Origin of the sequence: Kitasatospora sp. NPDC096128 (genome assembly GCF_040303105.1) — a bacterium.
Taxonomy (GTDB): Bacteria; Actinomycetota; Actinomycetes; order Streptomycetales; family Streptomycetaceae; genus Kitasatospora.
Genome location: NZ_JBEOSP010000001.1, coordinates 204,471 through 221,636, shown reverse-complemented (window position 1 = coordinate 221,636; position 17,166 = coordinate 204,471). Strand labels below are relative to the sequence as shown.

9 protein-coding genes are annotated in these 17,166 nt (G+C 75.5%); 6 read left to right on the top strand and 3 right to left on the bottom strand.

Features of this window, described 5'->3' with window-relative positions:
- Positions 1-271: 271 nt before the first annotated feature.
- Both ABTY61_RS00880 and ABTY61_RS00875 read left to right on the top strand, forming a co-directional pair.
- Complete coding sequence (locus ABTY61_RS00880; RefSeq protein WP_350502725.1) at positions 272-1,492, top strand: cytochrome P450; 1,221 nt, start codon at positions 272-274, stop codon at positions 1,490-1,492.
- On the top strand, positions 1,489-1,764 hold the full coding sequence (locus ABTY61_RS00875) for a ferredoxin (RefSeq protein ID WP_350502724.1): 276 nt from the start codon (positions 1,489-1,491) through the stop codon (positions 1,762-1,764). The genes ABTY61_RS00880 and ABTY61_RS00875 overlap by 4 nt, the downstream gene beginning before the upstream one ends.
- Positions 1,765-1,894: 130 nt before the next feature.
- Here ABTY61_RS00875 and ABTY61_RS00870 read toward each other — a convergent pair whose 3' ends face one another.
- The 3 genes from ABTY61_RS00870 to ABTY61_RS00860 all read right to left on the bottom strand — a co-directional run bounded on the left by ABTY61_RS00870 (position 1,895) and on the right by ABTY61_RS00860 (position 4,779).
- Positions 1,895-2,338 (bottom strand): hypothetical protein, encoded by a 444-nt coding sequence (locus tag ABTY61_RS00870; protein WP_350502723.1) that lies wholly within the window; start codon positions 2,336-2,338, stop codon positions 1,895-1,897.
- A gap of 4 nt (positions 2,339-2,342) precedes the next feature.
- On the bottom strand, positions 2,343-3,575 hold the full coding sequence (locus ABTY61_RS00865; protein WP_350502722.1) for a phosphotransferase family protein: 1,233 nt from the start codon (positions 3,573-3,575) through the stop codon (positions 2,343-2,345).
- A 217-nt stretch (positions 3,576-3,792) separates the two neighbouring features.
- Positions 3,793-4,779, bottom strand: a complete 987-nt coding sequence (locus ABTY61_RS00860) for a helix-turn-helix transcriptional regulator (RefSeq protein ID WP_350502721.1) — start codon at positions 4,777-4,779, stop codon at positions 3,793-3,795.
- Positions 4,780-5,166: 387 nt separating this feature from the next.
- Here ABTY61_RS00860 and ABTY61_RS00855 point away from each other — a divergent pair, with 387 nt between their 5' ends.
- The 4 genes from ABTY61_RS00855 to ABTY61_RS00840 all read left to right on the top strand — a co-directional run bounded on the left by ABTY61_RS00855 (position 5,167) and on the right by ABTY61_RS00840 (position 17,152).
- Positions 5,167-6,414 (top strand): IS256 family transposase, encoded by a 1,248-nt coding sequence (locus tag ABTY61_RS00855; protein WP_502895192.1) that lies wholly within the window; start codon positions 5,167-5,169, stop codon positions 6,412-6,414.
- A 341-nt stretch (positions 6,415-6,755) separates the two neighbouring features.
- A complete protein-coding gene (locus tag ABTY61_RS00850) occupies positions 6,756-6,914 on the top strand; it encodes a hypothetical protein (RefSeq protein WP_350502719.1) in 159 nt (52 codons plus the stop codon).
- Between the two features lie 107 nt (positions 6,915-7,021).
- Complete coding sequence (locus ABTY61_RS00845; RefSeq protein WP_350502718.1) at positions 7,022-7,234, top strand: MbtH family protein; 213 nt, start codon at positions 7,022-7,024, stop codon at positions 7,232-7,234.
- Positions 7,235-7,375: 141 nt separating this feature from the next.
- Positions 7,376-17,152, top strand: a complete 9,777-nt coding sequence (locus ABTY61_RS00840) for a non-ribosomal peptide synthetase (protein WP_350502717.1) — start codon at positions 7,376-7,378, stop codon at positions 17,150-17,152.
- Positions 17,153-17,166 lie beyond the last annotated feature (14 nt).

The window sequence follows — 17,166 nt, the reverse complement described above, 5'->3', positions numbered from 1 at the left end:
GTACGCCCCCGCACGTTCGCGCCGTCCGCGCGCGGGCCCGCGCCCCGTGCGGGCCGCGTTCCCGGTCCCACCGCTCCCCGGCCCGCTTGAACCCTGGTCCGCCAGGCCCCCGGTCCCACCGCACACCCGGAACCACCGCGCGCCCGGAACCACCGCACCGCCGGCCGCGAGTCGAGCCGCCCCGGCCGAACCGCCCGTCCCCGCACGAACCCCGGATCCACCCCCCGTCGGGCCGCACCGCGCGGTCCCAGCCCTGGAGTCTGGAGTACGGATGTCCACCGAGAACAGTGCGACCGGTGCCGGCACCGGCACCGCCCCGCTCCCCCCGATGCACTGCCTGCGCCACCTCGAGCCCGGCCCGCCCAGGCTCGCCGCGCTGCCCACCGGCACGCCGGTCTGGCTGGTCAGCCGGCACGCCGACGTCCGGCAGGTGCTGACCGACCCGCGGCTGGGCCGCGCCCCGCTCTACGCGCCGGACGCGCCGCCGCTCATGGTCACGCCCAACATCCTGGACGACCCGCAGAGCATGCTGAACATCGACGGCGCCGAGCACCAGCGGCTGCGCCGCACCGTGCAGCGGGCCTTCACCCCGCGTGCGATCGCGCGCTGGAAGCCCTGGGTCGCCTCGGTGATCGAGTCGCTCATCGACGAACTGATCGACCACGGCTCCCCCGCCGACATCGTCGCCACCTACACCCGCCCGCTGCCGGTCCTGGTGATCAGCCGGCTGATGGGCCTGGACAACCTCGACGGCAAGCGGCTCGCCCACTGGAGCGACCACGCGCTCTCCACCACGGCCTACAGCGCCGACGCGATCGCCACCGCGCTCGGCGAGTTCGCCGCCTTCGGCGCCGAGGTGATCGCCGAGCGGCGCGCCGCCCCGGGCGAGGACCTGGTCAGCAGCCTGCTGGCGGCCGCCGAGGAGGACGGCTCGATCACCGAGGGCCAGCTGATCACCCTGGTCATCGGCCTGGTGGTGGCCGGACACGAGACCACCATGACCAGCCTCGGCAACGCCCTGGTCTACCTGCTCCAGGACGGCCGGGACGCCTGGCAGCGACTCGCCTCCGACGAGGCCAGCGCCGCCGCCGCGACCGAGCAGATCCTGCGCGCCGTACCGCTCGGCGACGCCCTGGAGCACATGCCCGGGCTGCTGCGCCGCACGGTGGAGGAGGTGGAGATCGGCGGGGTGGTCATCCCGGCCGGCAGCGTCGTCGCCGCCGACACCGGCGCCGCCAACCAGGACCCGGAGGTCTTCACCGGGGACCTGCGCACCGAGCTGTTCTCCCCGCTGGCCGCACCGATGCTCACCTTCGGCGCCGGACCGCACCACTGCCTGGGCGCGTGGCTGGCCCGGATGGAGCTGGAACTCGCCCTGCACCGGCTGGCCCGGCGACTGCCCGCGCTGCGGCTGGCCGACCCGGTACAGGACATCGACTGGCGGCGCGGACTGCTCACACGCAGCCCCGACGTCCTGAAGGTCGCCTGGTGACGGGCCCTACCGGCCCCGCCGACGCGGCGGCGGCCGAACCCGTACTGGTCCGGGTCGACCGGGACCGCTGCATCGGCTCCGGGATGTGCGCCCTGAGCGCCCCCGAGTCGCTGGCCCTCGACACCGAGGGGCAGGCCCGCCCGGTGGCCGGATACGCCGATGGTGGCGCGGAGTTGACGGACGGGCTGGCCGAGGCGGTGGAGTTCTGTCCGGTCGAGGCGCTCACCCTGCTCTCGGCCCGTGGCGGCCACCGGATCGCTCCCGCGGACTGACCCGCCGGAACGCGTGATCCCGTGATCCCGTGATCCCGTGCTCCCGTCATCCCGTGGCTCCGTAACCGCGTGACCCCGGTGGCGCCCGCTGAGACTGCGGCAGCAGGCGCCACCGGGGCGGGTGGGCGGGTCAGGCTTCGCCCGGCCCGGTCGGCCGCCACCGCGCCCACGGCTCGTCCTGACCGGTCCGGGCCTCCCCCTCCCACCACTGCAGGACCGTCGGACTGCTGTCGAGCAGCGCGGACACCCGCAGCCCCTCCTCCCGTGCGGTCACCCGGGGCAGGGGCGCGAACTCCTCCGGGAAGACGTCCAGCAGACTGCTCAGCGTCTCGCCGCTCCGCAAGGTCAGCAGCAGCCGGCAACGAATCTGGCGCGGCAGCTCCGGGCGACCGAACACCGTGTTCCACCCGACCGGCCACAGGTGGTGGCTGCCGTCCGGCGCCGCGTGCTCGCGCACCCAGCCCGGATCCAGCCGCTGGTTGAGGACGAACTCGTCCGCCCGCTCCTCCAGCCTCAGCAGGGCGGCCGTGTCGCAGGCCTTCACTTCCCGGGGAACGGGCTGATCGGATCGCATCCCGCTATCCTGCCCGACGCCCGCAGGCCAGGGCGGCGCGCAGTTCGGCGGCCGGGTCGCCCTCGTGGTACGGGCGTTCGCTGGGCTCGATGTGGTCCAGGAACTCCTGGTAGCGCAGCGCGTGGAACACGTGGTGCAGCGGCTCGGCGAGCTCGAGAGCGCGGCCCGGGTCCGAACCGGGGGCGTGCTCGCGCCAGGCCGCCGTCCAGACCTCGGCGTGGTGCCGCCAGGCCGCCGGGGTGAGGTAGCCACGGGGGCGCAGACCGTCCAGGGCGGGGTGGCCCAGGCAGGCGTCTGCGTAGTCGACGACGACCGGGCGGGTGGCGCCGGTGCGCCAGTTGCCGGGGTGGAAGTCGCCGTGCAGCAGCGTCTCCGGGAGCCCGCAACCGGCCAACTCCTCCAGTATGCGGGGAAGTTCGGCGGCAAGGCCGCGCAGCCCGTCCCGTTCCTCCGCCGTCAGGTCGGTCTCGGCGGGGAGGCGGTCCAGCAGCGCGAGGAGCTGGACGTGCAGGGTGGCGGGCGTGCGGTCGCGCAGGGCGGCGAGAGCGCGCGGCCGGGCGGCGAGCGCGGCCTGGGCGGCGACGAAGCGCGGGAGGACGTCGGCGACGGTCGCCTCGGTGGGGCTCCAGCAGTCCTCGCCGGGGACGTGGTCGAGCAGCAGCCGGCCGGCCACCGGGTCGGCGGCGAGCACCGGTGGGACGAGGGTGGGGTCGACGCCGCCGAGCAGCGCGATGACCTCCCCCTCGGCGGCGTTGAACTCCGGGCTGGTGGTCTTCAACCAGGCGTCGGCCCCGGCCGGATCGAGGTCCGGAGCGACGGCGGGGAACCGGAAGAGGCCGGACAGGTTCCAGGTCCGGATCTGCCGCGCCGCCCCGCTCCGGCGGCCGAGGGCGGCGAGTTGCCCCTCCGCCCAGCTCAGCGCCGAGCGCAGGCCGTCCGGATCCGCCCAGGCGGCGCGCCGGGCGGCGGGTGCCAGCAGGGCGGCCGTCCCGTCGTCCAGCGGGCGGGGGGCCAGGGCGGCGGGCGGGCGGAGCGCCTCGGCGTGGTAGCGGACCCGGCCGCCGTGGCCCGGGTCCTCGCTGCTGCCCTCCAGCAGCCTGGCCACCAGCACCGGCACTCCGGCCAGTTCGGTCGCCCGGCCGACCACGCCGTCCACCGCGGACCACCAGCCGAGGTCCACCTCGAAGGGGCCCAACTGCCCGTAGTACGCGCCCCGGTGGGTGAGGTCGACGGTCACGGTCCGACTGCTCGCTCGCTGCATCCGAGCAGCTTCGGCCACGGATCCCGGCGGACGCGAACGATTTTCCACCGCGGCCGCTCGGGGTCGGTCCGGCGGTGGTCCCCCTGGCGAGGCTGCGCCGCCCGTAGCGTCCCGCCGGGGTCCCGCCGGTCCGTGTCACCGGGGCGATGCCACCAGGCCCATGCCACCGGTGCCGCCGTCGGAGGCGCCGCCGTCAGAGGTCGTCGAGCGGCTCGTCCAGGACGCCTTCGCGCGCGATGATGTAGCCGAGGTGGCCCCGGCTGCGGCTGCCGAGGAGTTCGCTGGCCTTCTGGATGTGGCTGGAGACCGTACGGGTGCTCATCCCGAGGCGGGTGGCGATGGCCTCGTCGGTGAAGCCGTTGACCATCAGCCGCAGGACGTTCCGGCGGGTGCGGTCGGTGAGCAGCTGGGGGCGGTGGTGGCCCTCCAGGTAGGTGACGGGCTCGGCCCGCTCCCACATCAGTTCGTAGATCTTGAGCAGGTACTCGACCAGCGGCGGGTACTGGATCAGCACCGCGGCGGCCTCGCGCTGGGCGCCGGCCGGGATGAAGGCGGTGGAGCGGTCGCAGATGATGACCCGGTCGAAGACCTCGTTGAGGGTGCGCACCTGGGCGCCGCGGGCGCTGACCTGCTCGATGTAGGCGAGGGTCGGGCCGTGGGAGCGCACGGTGTGCTGGTAGAGGGTGCGCTGGCGGACGCCGCGTTCGGCGAGGGCGAGGTCGCGCGGGAGGGCGGCGGCCAGGTGGTCGGCGCCGCGGCCGCCGCCGGGCTGGGCGGTGCGCAGTTCCTCGGTGCAGGCGGCGACGGCCTTCTCCAGCGCGGGGTTGATCTCCTCGCCGGCCAGCAGGCGGATCGGGAGCTGGGCCTGTCTCATCACGTCCTGGTAGGCGTGCTCGGCGGCGGTGAAGGCGGTGCGCAGCTCGGCGAGCTGCTCCTGGTGGGCCAGCACGGCGAGTTCGAGCGGCCGGGTCAGGCCGGCGACCGCGAGGTCGGGCGGGACGGGGGCGAGCCGCTGCCCGGCCCCGGGCAGGGTGCGCAGCAGGCCCATGCTGAGCAGGCATTCCGGGGCCTGTCCCGCCGTGGCGCCGCCCTCGGCGAGTGCGGTGCGGTAGAACTCGATTCCCCGGTCGCAGAGTTGGGGTGTCCCCTTTTCCGTGCTGGTGTCCTGGGATACGCACATCTGGGCATCCTTCCGGCTTCGGCATTGCGCTTTCACGAATGCCCGAACCGGCAACAGCCAGACGCCCGGAAGGGCAGGATGGTGTTCACCTGCCGTTCGGACGCATCCCCCCCGGGCCACGACAGCCGCGAGTGTACGCCCTGAAGGCGCGGAAATCAGCGGTTGACGGCGAAACCGGCATGCCCGGACACGGCGTCCGACGGTGGTGACGGCGAGGACGACCGCACCCGACGGCCGTGACGGGCGGATGGCCGCCGCACTGCACGTGTCGCCCCGTCAGGGCGGTTGGAGCGAAGGGCCGGTGGACCGGCCCGGCCGACGGACGGAGGGCACCCCTTGATGCGAGCTGATCCCGACCCGCCGCCACCCGTGGACCCGCCCCCACCCGTGGACCCGGCCGGGCTGGTGGACCAGCGGCTGGTGCGGCAGCTCGCGGAGGCGGCCGCCGCTCAAGTCGGCTCGGGCTCGGTGCAGTTGCTCGGTGACGGCGGGCTGCTCCAGGCGCTGGCCAAGCAGTTGATCGAGCGCGCGCTGGAGCTCGAACTCCAGGAGCACCTGCGCGGGCCGGGCGCCGACAACCCCGCGGGGGTCGCCGGCGGCTCCGGCACTCCGGTGGGCCACCGCGGCCCCAACGGGCCGAACGGCGCCCGGGCCAGGCGGCTGCTGACCGAGATCGGGCCGGTCGAGGTACGGGTGCCGCGCGACCGGGACGGCAGCTTCGCCCCCCGTACGGTCCGGCCCCGGGCGCGCCGGCTGCCCGGCCTGGACCGGCTGGTGGTCTCGCTCTCCGCGCGCGGCCTCAGCTCGGCCGAACTGGTGGCGCACCTGGCCGAGGTGTACGGGGTGGAGCTCAGCCGGGAGACCGTCTCGGTGATCACCGACCAGGTGCTCGACGAGCTCGCCGACCGGCGCGGGCGTCCGCTGGACCCGGTGTACCCGGTGGTGTTCGTCGACTCGGTGCGCTGCGGGCGTTCGGGCGGCCCGCTGGTGCACCTGGCGCTGGGGATCTCCGCGGACGGCCTGCGCGAGGTGTTGGGCCTGTGGCCGGCCACCGACGGGGAGCGCTGGCCGCAGGTGCTGGCCGGGCTCTCGGAGCGCGGGGTGCGCGAGGTCTGGGTGCTGGTCGGCGACGCCGGGGCGGGGCTGGCGGAGGCGGCGGCCGCGCGGTGGCCGCGCACCGTGGTGCACACCTCGGTGGCCCATCTGCTGCACGCCGCGCTGCGGCACGCGCCGGGCGAGGACTGGGGCGGGCTGGCCCGGACGCTGCACGAGATCTGTACGGCGCCCACCGAGGCGGCGGCGCTGGAGCGGCTGGGCCGGGCCGAGCGGGAGTGGGGGCCGGGCCACCGCGAGGTGTTCCGGGTCTGGCGGGCGGCGTGGCCGCTGCTCGCCCCGGGGTTCCGGTTCGGCCCGGAGGCGCGGCGGCTGCTGGCGGGCGGGGGCGCGTTGGAGCGGCTGCACGCCCGGTTGCGCCGGATCGAGCAGTCCGCGGGGCGGGTGCGGGACGAGCGGGCCGCGCTCAAGCGGGTCTACCTGGCGACCCTCGCCCTGGAGTCGCCGGCCGGGGCCCGGCGGCCGTGGGCCGGGGACTGGCCCACCGTCCGGGAGGAGCTGCGCCGGGGATCCCGGCGCTGACCCCGGACCGCTCCGGCCGGTACGGGAGTTCGGACCGGGGGTCCGGCCTGGGAACCCGCCTGGGGTCCGGCCTGGGAACCCGCCTGGGAACCGGCCGCTGAGATGCGCTCCAGCCAGGGGCCCGGACTTCCGCATGCCCGGGCTTCCCACCACTGATCTGACAGGCCCAGGTGCTCTTTGCATCAGATCTGCCCGTTTTTGACACAGTCTGTTCACGCTTCCGGTTCTCGCATTGCGTGATCCCGATAACGGCCAGAGCTTCCACGCCAGTTTGAGCCTCGGCAGGATTCATTCACAGCGAGGAGCGCACACACCGCCCGCCTCAGGAAGAGGAATTCGCCATGACGAATCTTGCCGATCGCATTCACAAGATGCTCGGGATTCTCGCCGTTCTGCTGGTCGCCGGGATCGGCTTCCAGATGCACGCCGCACCGTACCAGTCCACGGTGGCCGCAGGCCCCTCGGCCATGCACGGGGACGACTCCGGCTGGGGCCCGTGAACGTACTGAGGCGAACTCGGTGAACCGGACGCAGATGTAGTCCGTTCACCGCCTGCCGACGAAATTCCCCCCTCCTCGTAATTCTCCGAACAGAGAGGAAACCGACGATGGCGAACCCGTTCGAGGACCCCGAGGCCGACTACCTCGTCCTGGTCAACGACGAGGGCCAGCACTCGCTGTGGCCGGTGTTCAGCCCGGTGCCCGACGGCTGGCACCAGGTCTTCGGCGCCGCCGCACGACAGGACTGCGTCGACTACGTCGAGCAGCACTGGCAGGACCTGCGGCCGAAGAGCCTGGTCGCCCACCTGTCCGGCCACTGACCGCGCCGCGGTACGCGACACCACGCGGCACCACGCGGCACCACGCGGCACCGCGCAGCGAAGACGCAGAACGCGCAGAACGCGCAGCGACACCGCACGCCCACGCTCCACCGGTCACGCAGCAACGAGGGGAACAGTCACATGTCCGGGGACCAGCAGACGCGCAGAACCGACCCGCGGCCGGGACCGGCCGAGGTGCTGTGTCGACTGTTCGCGGAGGTGCTCGGCCGGGAGTCGGTCGACCCCGCGGCGGGCTTCTTCGAGCTGGGCGGCGACCGGCCCGCCGCCGCACGGCTGCTGGCCCGGGTGCGCGCCGAGCTCGGGTTCCGGGTGCCGCTGCCGCTCCTGCTGGACGCCCCCACCCCGGCCGGCCTGGCCACCAGGCTGGCCGACCCGGCCACGACCGGCCCCGACCCGCGCCCCACCCTCGGCGCACTGGTCGACGCCCAGGTGTCCCGTACCCCGGACGCCCCCGCGCTGTACACCGAGGACGCCACCCTCACGTACGCCGAACTGGACGCCCGCGCCAACCGGCTGGCCCGGGTGCTCGCCGCCCGCGGCCTGGGCACCGAGGACGTGGTCGCGCTCGCCCTGCCGAAGTCCCCCGAGGCGGTCGCCGCGATCCTGGCCGTGGCCAAGACCGGCGCCGCCTGGCTGCCGGCCGACCCGGCCTACCCGGCCGAGCGGCTGCGGCACATGCTCACCGACTCCCGCGCCGCGCTGGTGCTCACCACCACCGGCGCCGCCGAGCGGCTGCCCGGGACCGACGCCCCCCGGCTGCTGCTCGACTCCCCCGAGCACCTCGCCGAGCTGGCCGACCGGCCCGGCACCCCGTTCGCCGCCGACGAGCGGGTACGCCCGCTGAGCGCCGACCACACCGCGTACGTCATCTACACCTCCGGCTCCACCGGCCTGCCCAAGGGCGTGGCCGTCACCCACGCCGGGCTGCCCAGCATGATCGGCACCCAGGTCGCCGCCACCGGTCTCGGCCCCGGCAGCCGGGTGCTCCAGGCCGCCTCGCTCAGCTTCGACGTCTCCGTCTCCGACCTGGCCGCGGCGCTCACCACCGGCGCCGCGCTCGTCCTGCCCCGCGAGCAGAGCCAGCTGGTCGGCGAGGCGCTCGCCGACCTGATCGACCGCCACGGCGTCACCCACGCCGACCTCGCCCCCGCGATGGCGGCCACCCTGCCGGACGTCCCGCTGCCCTCCCTGCGCACCCTGGTCAGCGGCGGCGAGGCCGTCCCGCGCGAGCTGGCCGCCCGCCTGGGCCGCGACCGGCTGATGTTCAACAGCTACGGGCCGACCGAGGCCACCGTCAGCGTCACCCTGAGCGAGCCGCTCACCGGCGCCGAGCAGCCCCCGATCGGCCACCCCTGCCAGGACGTGCGCATCCATCTGCTGGACGAACGGCTGCGCCCGGTCGAGCCGGGCACCGTGGGCGAGCTGTACCTCTCCGGCCCGCACCTGGCCCGGGGCTACCTGGGCCGCCCCGGCCTGACCGCCGAACGCTTCGTCGCCTGCCCCTTCGGCGGGCCCGGCGAGCGGATGTACCGCACCGGCGACCTCGGCAGCCGGCGCCCCGACGGGCAGCTGGACTTCCTCGGCCGGGCCGACGACCAGGTGAAGATCCGCGGCTTCCGGGTGGAGCTCGGCGAGATCGAGCAGACCCTCTCCGCCCACCCCGGGGTGCGCCAGGCCGTGGTGCTGCTCCGGGAGGACCGCCCGGGCGAGCGCCGGCTGGTCGGCTACACGGTCGGCGCCGCCGACCCGGCCGAGCTGCGCGCGTACTGCGCCGAGCGACTGCCCGACCACATGGTGCCCGTCGTCGTGGTGCTCGACCGGCTGCCCCTCACCCCCAGCGACAAGGTGGACAAGCGGGCCCTGCCCGCGCCGGTCCTCGGCGCCGCGCAGGAGGGCGGCCGGGCCCCCGCCGGGGAGCTGGAGCACACCCTCAGCCGCCTGTTCGCCGAGGTGCTCGGGATACCGGGGGCGGGCGTCACGGATTCCTTCTTCGAGCTCGGCGGCGACTCCATCGTGGCCATCCAGCTGGTCTCCCGGGCCCGGCACGCCGGGCTGCAGCTCACCCCGCGCGAGGTCTTCGACGCCCCGACCGTGGAGGCGCTGGCCCGGGTCGCCCGCCCGTTGGAGGGCCCGGTCGCGGTCGAGCCGCCCGGAGCCGGCCTCGGCGAGGTGCCGCCGACCCCGATCGTGCACTGGCTGGCCGAACAGCGGGGCGCGGTCGAGAGCTTCTACCAGGCCACCGTGCTGCCCCTCCCGGCCGGGACCGGACACCGGCACCTCACCGCCGCCCTCCAGTCCCTGCTCGACCACCACGACGTCCTGCGCGCCCGCACCTCCCCGCTCGCCGAGCGCCCCTGGACGCTGCACGTCCCCGCCCCCGGTGCGGTGGCCGCCGCGACCGTACTGCGCAGCGTCCCCGGCCCCGCCACCGAGCAGACCCTGCGCGCCGCGACCGCGGCCGCCCGCGACCGCCTCTCGCCCGAGGACGGCCGGATGCTCCAGGCCGTCCGGTTCGACGCCGGCCCGGAACTGCCCGGGCAGCTGCTGCTGGTGATCCACCACCTGGTGGTGGACGGCGTCACCTGGCGCATCGTCGAGGAGGACCTGCTCGCCGCGCTCGCCGCCGCCCGGCAGGGCCGCGAACCCGCGCTGCCGCCGGTGCCGACCTCCTTCCGCCGCTGGGCCCAGCGGCTCACCGCCGAGGCCCGCACCGACCGCCGGGCCGCCGAACTCCCCTACTGGCAGGCCGCCCTGGCCACCCCGGACCCACTGCTCGGCGACCGGCCGCTGGACCCCGCCAAGGACACCCACGCCACCGGCGGCGCCCTGCGCGTCGTGCTGCCCGCCGAGACCACCCGGGCCCTGCTGACCCGGGTCACGGCCGCCTACCACGCCCAGGTCAACGACGTGCTGCTGACCGCGCTGGCGCTCGCCCTCGGCCACTGGCGCGGCGACGCCCCCGCCGGGCCGGACGGCGCCGTGCTGGTCAGCGTCGAGGGCCACGGCCGCGAGGAGGTGGTCGAGGGCGTCGACCTGCACCGCACCGCCGGCTGGTTCACCTCCGTCTACCCCGTCCGGCTCGCCCCCGGGGCACTGTCCTGGTCCGAGGTCACCGCCGCCGGCCCCGAACTCGGCCGCGCCCTGGGCCGGGTGAAGGAACAGCTGCGCGCCGTCCCGGACAACGGCATCGGCTACGGCCTGCTGCGCCACCTCAACCCGGCCACCGCGGCCGTGCTCGCCGGCTGCGCCGAACCGCAGATCGAGTTCAACTACCTGGGCCGCTTCCAGCCCGAGGGCGTCACCGCCGAGGACGTGCTCGCCGGGGCCGAGGCGATGACCGAGGGCGCCGCCGACGGCCTCGCGCTCGCCCGGGTGCTCGGCCTGGACGCCACCACCGTCGACACCCCGCAGGGCCCGCTGCTGGTCGCCCAGTGGTCCTGGGCCGCCGAACTGCTCGACGGGGACCGCGTCCGCGCCCTCGCCGAGGCCTGGTTCACCGCATTGCGCGCGCTCGCCGAGCACGCCGAGCGGCCCGGCGCCGGCGGGCACACCCCCGCCGACTTCCCGCTGGTCCCCCTGGGCCAGGACGAGGTCGACCGGCTCGCCGAACACCACGCCCCCGCAGGCCTGGTGGACGTCTGGCCGACCTCCCCGCTCCAGCAGGGCATGGCCTTCCACGCGGCGTACGACACCGACGGCGCCGACGTCTACACCGCCGTCTGCACCTTCGACGTCACCGGTCCGGTCGACGCCGACCGGCTGCGCGCCGCCGCCGAGGCCCTGCTGCTGCGCCAGCCCAACCTCAAGGCCGGCTTCCACCAGCGCCCCGACGGCCCGCCCGTCCAGGCCGTGCCGGACCGGGTCGAACTGCCCTTCACCGTCCTGGACCTGACCGGGCACCCCGCCCCGGAGGCCGAGGCCGACCGGGCCGCCGCCGCCGAGTACGGCCGCCGCTTCGACCTGGCCCGGCCGCCGCTGCTGCGCTACACCCTGCTCACCCTGGCCCCCGGCCGGCACCGGCTGATCGCCGCCGCGCACCACATCCTGCTGGACGGCTGGTCCACCCCGCTGTTCGCCGAGGAGCTGTGGGCGCTGTACTTCGAACGGCCGCTGCCTCCGGCCGCGCCCTACCGCGAGTACCTGCGCTGGATCACCCGGCGCGACGGCGCCGCCGCCCGCACCGCCTGGGCCCGGGCCCTCGCGGGCGTGGACGAGCCCACCTTGCTCGCCCCCGGCCACACCTCCGCCACCCCGCAGCTGCCGCTGCGCGTGCACGCCGGCCTCTCCCCGGCCGCCACCGAGGCGCTCGGCCGCACCGCCCGCCGCTACGGCGTCACCCTCAACACCCTGGTCCAGGCCGCCTGGGGCGTGCTGCTGGCCCGGCTCACCGGCCGCACCGACGTGCTCTTCGGCACCACCGTCTCCGGCCGGCCGCACGACCTGCCGGGCGTCGAGCGGATGATGGGCCTGCTCATCAACACCGTGCCGGTGCGGGTCACCCTCGACCCGGCGGAGAGCTGGGGGCAGCTGCTGCTGCGCCTCCAGCACGAGCAGTCCGCGCTGCTGGACCACCAGCACCTCAGCCTCACCGAGATCCAGCAACTCGCCGGGCTGGGAAACCTGTTCGACACCGTCACGGTGTACGGCAACTACCCCGACCCGTCCGCCCTGGACGACGCCGACCCGAGCGGCACCACCCGGGTCACCCTGGTCGAGGACGTCGACAGCGCCCATTACCCGCTGCTGCTCGCCCTCACCCCCGGCGACGGCCTCCAACTGCGGCTCGACCACCAGCCGGACGCCTTCGGCCCCGCCGAGGCCCGCACCCTGCTGGACCGCTTCCTCGCCCTGCTCGACCGGATCACCGCCGACCCGTCCGAACTCATCGGCACCGTCGATGTGTCGACCCCCGACGAGCGCGAGCGGCTGCTGTCCGACGGAAGCGGCCCGGTCGCCGCGCTGCCGGCCGGCTCGGTGCCCGAGCTGTTCGAGGCCCGGGCCGCCGCCACCCCGGACGCCGTCGCCCTCACGGCGGACGACGGCGAGCTGAGCTACGCCCAGCTCAACGCCCGGGCCAACGGCCTGGCGCTGCGTCTGGTCGAGGCGGGCGTCGACGCCGAGACACCGGTCGCACTGCTGCTGGACCGCTCGGCCGCCCTCGTCGTGGCCGTCCTCGCGGTGCTCAAGGCCGGCGGCAGCTACGTGCCGCTGGACGACGCCCAGCCGCAGGAGCGCCTGGAGGCCGTCCTCGCCGACGCCGGCGCCCGGATCGCCGTCACCGACCGGGAGCACCCCGCACTGGCCGGGCTGACCACCCTGGCGGTCGGATCCGACACCGCCGACAACCTCGAACTCGCCATTGCCGACGACCGGTTGGCCTATGTGATGCACACCTCCGGCTCCACCGGCACGCCCAAGGGAATCGGCGTCACCCACCGCTCGATCGTCGACCTCGCGCTCGGCGGGACGTTCACCGCCGGCGGTCACGAACGCGTCCTGGTGCACTCCCCGACCGCCTTCGACGCCTCCACCTACGAACTCTGGGCCCCGTTGCTCGCCGGCCACCGCCTCGTCATCGCCCCCGCCGGACGCCTCGGGATCGCCGAACTCGCCGACACCGTCGACCGGGGCCGGGTGACGGCCGCCTGGCTGACGGCCGGCCTGTTCGGCGTGCTGGCCGCCGAGGCGCCGCAGACCCTCGCGGGACTGCGCGAGGTGTGGACGGGCGGGGACGTCGTCCCGCCGGCCGCCCTGCGCCGGGTACTGGAGAGCTGCCCCGGACTGCGGGTGGTGAACGGCTACGGCCCCACCGAGACCACCACCTTCGCCACCCACCACCGGATGGCCACCGCGGCCGAGGTCCCGGACAGCGTCCCGATCGGACGCCCCCTGCCCAACACCCGGACGTACGTGCTGGACGCCGGGCTCCGCCCGGTGCCCGCGGGCGTGACCGGTGAGCTCTACATCGCCGGGCCCGGCCTGGCCCGGGGCTACGTCGGCCGCCCGGGGCTGACCGCCGAGCGCTTCACGGCCTGCCCGTACGGCGAGCCCGGCGGCCGGATGTACCGCACCGGCGACCTGGTCCGCCGGACCGGCACGGGCGAACTGGAGTTCGTCGGTCGAACGGACCACCAGATCAAGCTGCGCGGCTTCCGGATCGAACTCGGCGAGGTGGAGGCCGCGTTCACCGCCCACCCGGCCGTCGGCCAGGTCGTCGCGCTGGTGCGCGAGGACCAGCCCGGCGACAAGCGCCTGGTCGCCTACGTCACCGGCGGGGCCGCCCGCGGCGACCTGCGCGCCTTCGTCGCCGGCCGGCTGCCCGCCTACATGGTCCCGGCCGCGGTCGTCACCCTCGACGCGCTGCCCGTCACCCCCAACGGCAAGGTCGACCGCCGCGCCCTGCCCGCCCCCGACTACAGCCTCACCGAGGGCCGCGCCCCGCGCAACGCCACCGAACAGACCCTCTGCGACCTGTTCGCCGAAGTCCTCGGCCTGCCCGAGGTCCGGATCGACGACAGCTTCTTCCACCTCGGCGGGCACTCCCTGCTCGCCACCAAGCTGGTCAGCCGGATCCGCACCCGCCTCGGTGCGGAACCGCCGATCCGCACCCTCTTCGACCACCCCACGGTGGCCACCCTCGCGCTCGCCCTGCCCGCCGCCGCCCGGGCCCGCCCCGCCCTGCGGCCGGCCACCCGGCCCGACCGCGTCCCGCTCTCGCCCGCGCAGCAACGCCTGTGGTTCATCGAGCAGTTCGAGGGGCCCAGCGCGCTCTACAACACGCCCGTCGCCGTCCGGCTGACCGGCACGGTCGACCTCCCCGCGCTGGAGCAGGCGCTCCGCGACGTGGTCGCCCGGCACGAGGCGCTGCGCACCATCGTCCCGACCGCCGACGGCCAGCCGCACCAACTGGTCACCGACGCCGCCGGGTTGAGCCTACGCGCGGTCCGGGTGGCCACCCCGGACGAGCTCCGCGCCGCCCTGGCCGAGGCCGGGCAGGAGGTCTTCGACCTCGCCCGCGACCTGCCCGTCCGGGCGACACTGTTCTCGCTGCCGCAGGACGAGCACGTGCTGCTGGTGCTGATGCACCACATCGCCGGCGACGGCTGGTCCATCGCCCCGCTGTTCCGCGACCTCGGCGAGGCCTACCAGGCCCGCCGCACCGGCACCGCGCAGAACCGGGAGCCGCTGCCCGTCCAGTACGCCGACTACGCGCTCTGGCAGCAGGAACTGCTCGGCGACCACGAGCGGCCCAGCACCCTGCTCGCCGGCCAACTCGCCCACTGGCAGCGGACCCTGGCCGACGCCCCGGAAGAGCTGGCACTCCCCTACGACCGCCCGCGCCCGGCCGCCCCGAGCCACCGCGGCCGGCTGACCGAGGTCGCCGTCGACAGCGAACTCCACCACCGGCTGGCCGAGTTGGCCTCGGCGCAGCACGCCAGCGTGTTCATGGTCCTGCAAGCCGCCGTCGCCACCCTCTACACCCGGCTCGGCGCCGGCACCGACCTGCCGCTGGGCACCGCCGTCGCCGGACGCACCGACGAGGCCCTGGACGACCTGGTCGGCTTCTTCGTCAACACCCTCGTGCTGCGCACCGACACCACCGGCGACCCCAGCTTCCGCGACCTGCTGGACCGCGTCCGCCGGCTCGACCTGGACGCCTTCGAGCACCAGGACGTCCCCTTCGAGCGCCTGGTCGAACAGCTCAACCCCACCCGCTCCCCCGCCCGCCACCCGCTGTTCCAGACCCTGGTGGCCCTGGAGAGCCCGGCCGCGGTACCCGCCGCCTTCGGCGACCTGGCCTGCGCGGAGCACCGGTTCGAGCTGGACGTGGCCAAGTTCGACCTCTCCTTCCGCTTCACCGAGTCCGTCCGCACCACCGAGTCCTTCCGCACCACCGAGCAGGGCCCGCAGGCGGGCCTGACGATCGTGCTCGAGTACGCCACCGACCTCTTCGACCACACCACCGCCACCACCCTCGCCGAGCGCCTGCTCCGGGTGCTGCGCGCCGTCGCCGCCGACCCCGACGCGCCGATCGGCACCGTCGACGTCCTCGACCCGGCCGAGCGCGAGCAGCTGCTCACCGGCTGGCACGGCCCCGCCGCGGCCGTCCCGGACGCGACCCTGCCCGAGCTCTTCGAGGCCCGGGCCGCCGCCACCCCCGACGCACCCGCCGTGGTGACCGACGCCGGGCGGCTGAGCTACGCCGAACTCGACGCCCGGGCCGAGCACCTGGCCGCCGGCCTCGCCGAGGCGGGCGTGGGCGCCGACAGCCCGGTGGTCCTGCTGATGGACCGCTCCGCCGAGCTGGTGGTCGCCCTGCTGGCCGTCCTCAAGGCCGGCGGCAGCTACGTCCCGCTGGACGACCGGCAGCCCGCCGCCCGGCTGCGGCAGATCACCGCCGAGACCGGGGCCGCCCTCGTCCTGGTCGACTCGGCGCACCGCGACCACCCGCTGGCCGCCGACGCCCCCTGCCCGGTGCTGACGCTCACCCCGGACCGCTTCGACGGACCGCTCCGGCGCCGGGCCCACCGCCCCGCCGTCCACCCGGAGCAGCTCGCGTACGTGATGTTCACTTCCGGCTCCACCGGGGTGCCCAAGGGCATCGCGATCACCCACCGGGACGTCGTCCAGCTCGCCACGGACCCGTGCTGGCAGCACCCCGACGGGCTGCGGGTGCTCTTCCACGCCCCGCACGCCTTCGACGCCTCCACCTACGAGCTGTGGGCACCGCTGCTCTCCGGCGGCCGGGTGGTCGTCGCGCCGCGCGGCGACCTGGACGCGGCCACGATCGGCGCCCTGGTCCGGGCCCACGGGCTCACCCACGTGCACGTCACCGCCGGGCTGTTCCGGGTCATCGCGGAGGAGGACCCGGGCGTCTTCGCCGGTGTGCGCGAGGTGCTCACCGGTGGGGACGTGGTCTCCGCGCCCGCCGTGCGCCAGGTGCTGGCGGCTGTCCCGGGGGTCGGCGTGCGGGTGCTCTACGGCCCGACCGAGATCACCCTCTGCGCGACCCAACTGCCGCTCCCCTCGGCCGAGTCGGTGCCGGACACGGTGCCGATCGGCCGTCCGATGGCGAACACCCGGGCGTACGTCCTCGACGAGGGCCTCCAGCCCGTCCCGGTCGGCGTCCCCGGTGAGCTGTACATCGCGGGGGCCGGCCTGGCCCGCGGCTACCTGGGCCGCCCCGACCTGACCGCCGAGCGCTTCGTGGCCTGCCCCTACGGGGAGCCCGGCACCCGGATGTACCGCACCGGCGACCTCGTCCGCCGCCGCGCGGACGGGGTGCTGGAGTTCCTCGGCCGGGCCGACGACCAGGTCAAGATCCGCGGCTTCCGGATCGAACTCGGCGAGGTCGAGGCCGCCCTCACCGCCCACCCCGCCGTCGGCCAGGCCCTCGCCCTGGTCCGCGAGGACCACCCCGGCGACAAGCGCCTGGTCGCCTACGTCACCGGCGACGCCACCCCCGGCGAACTCCGCTCCTTCCTCGCCGACCGCCTCCCCGCCTACACGCAACCGGCCGCCGTCGTCACCCTCGACTCCCTGCCCGTCACCGCCAACGGCAAGGTCGACCGCCGCGCCCTGCCCGCCCCCGACTACACCGGCACCCCCGAGGGCCGCGCCCCCAGGACGGCGCAGGAGCGGAGCCTGTGCGAGCTGTTCGCCCAGGTGCTCGGACTGACCGCGGTCAGCATCGACGACGGCTTCTTCGACCTGGGCGGGCACTCGCTGCTCGCCACCAAGCTGGTCAGCCGGATCCGCGCCGCCCTCGGCGTCGAGATGACGATCCGCACCCTCTTCGACCACCCCACGGTCGGCGAACTCGCCACCGCGCTGCCCGCGGCCCGCAAGGCCCGGCCCGCCCTGCGGCCGATGCGCCGGCCCGGCAGCCCGTCGTAGGCCCCGCGCGCCAC

What these genes read in the sequence shown, in the direction of transcription:
- ABTY61_RS00860 (WP_350502721.1), bottom strand. Translation starts at nt 4,779, where the DNA reads ATGTGCGTATCCCAGGACACCAGCACGGAAAAGGGGACACCCCAACTC.
- ABTY61_RS00840 (WP_350502717.1), top strand. Translation starts at nt 7,376, where the DNA reads ATGTCCGGGGACCAGCAGACGCGCAGAACCGACCCGCGGCCGGGACCG.
- ABTY61_RS00870 (WP_350502723.1), bottom strand. Translation starts at nt 2,338, where the DNA reads ATGCGATCCGATCAGCCCGTTCCCCGGGAAGTGAAGGCCTGCGACACG.
- ABTY61_RS00845 (WP_350502718.1), top strand. Translation starts at nt 7,022, where the DNA reads ATGGCGAACCCGTTCGAGGACCCCGAGGCCGACTACCTCGTCCTGGTC.
- ABTY61_RS00850 (WP_350502719.1), top strand. Translation starts at nt 6,756, where the DNA reads ATGACGAATCTTGCCGATCGCATTCACAAGATGCTCGGGATTCTCGCC.
- ABTY61_RS00880 (WP_350502725.1), top strand. Translation starts at nt 272, where the DNA reads ATGTCCACCGAGAACAGTGCGACCGGTGCCGGCACCGGCACCGCCCCG.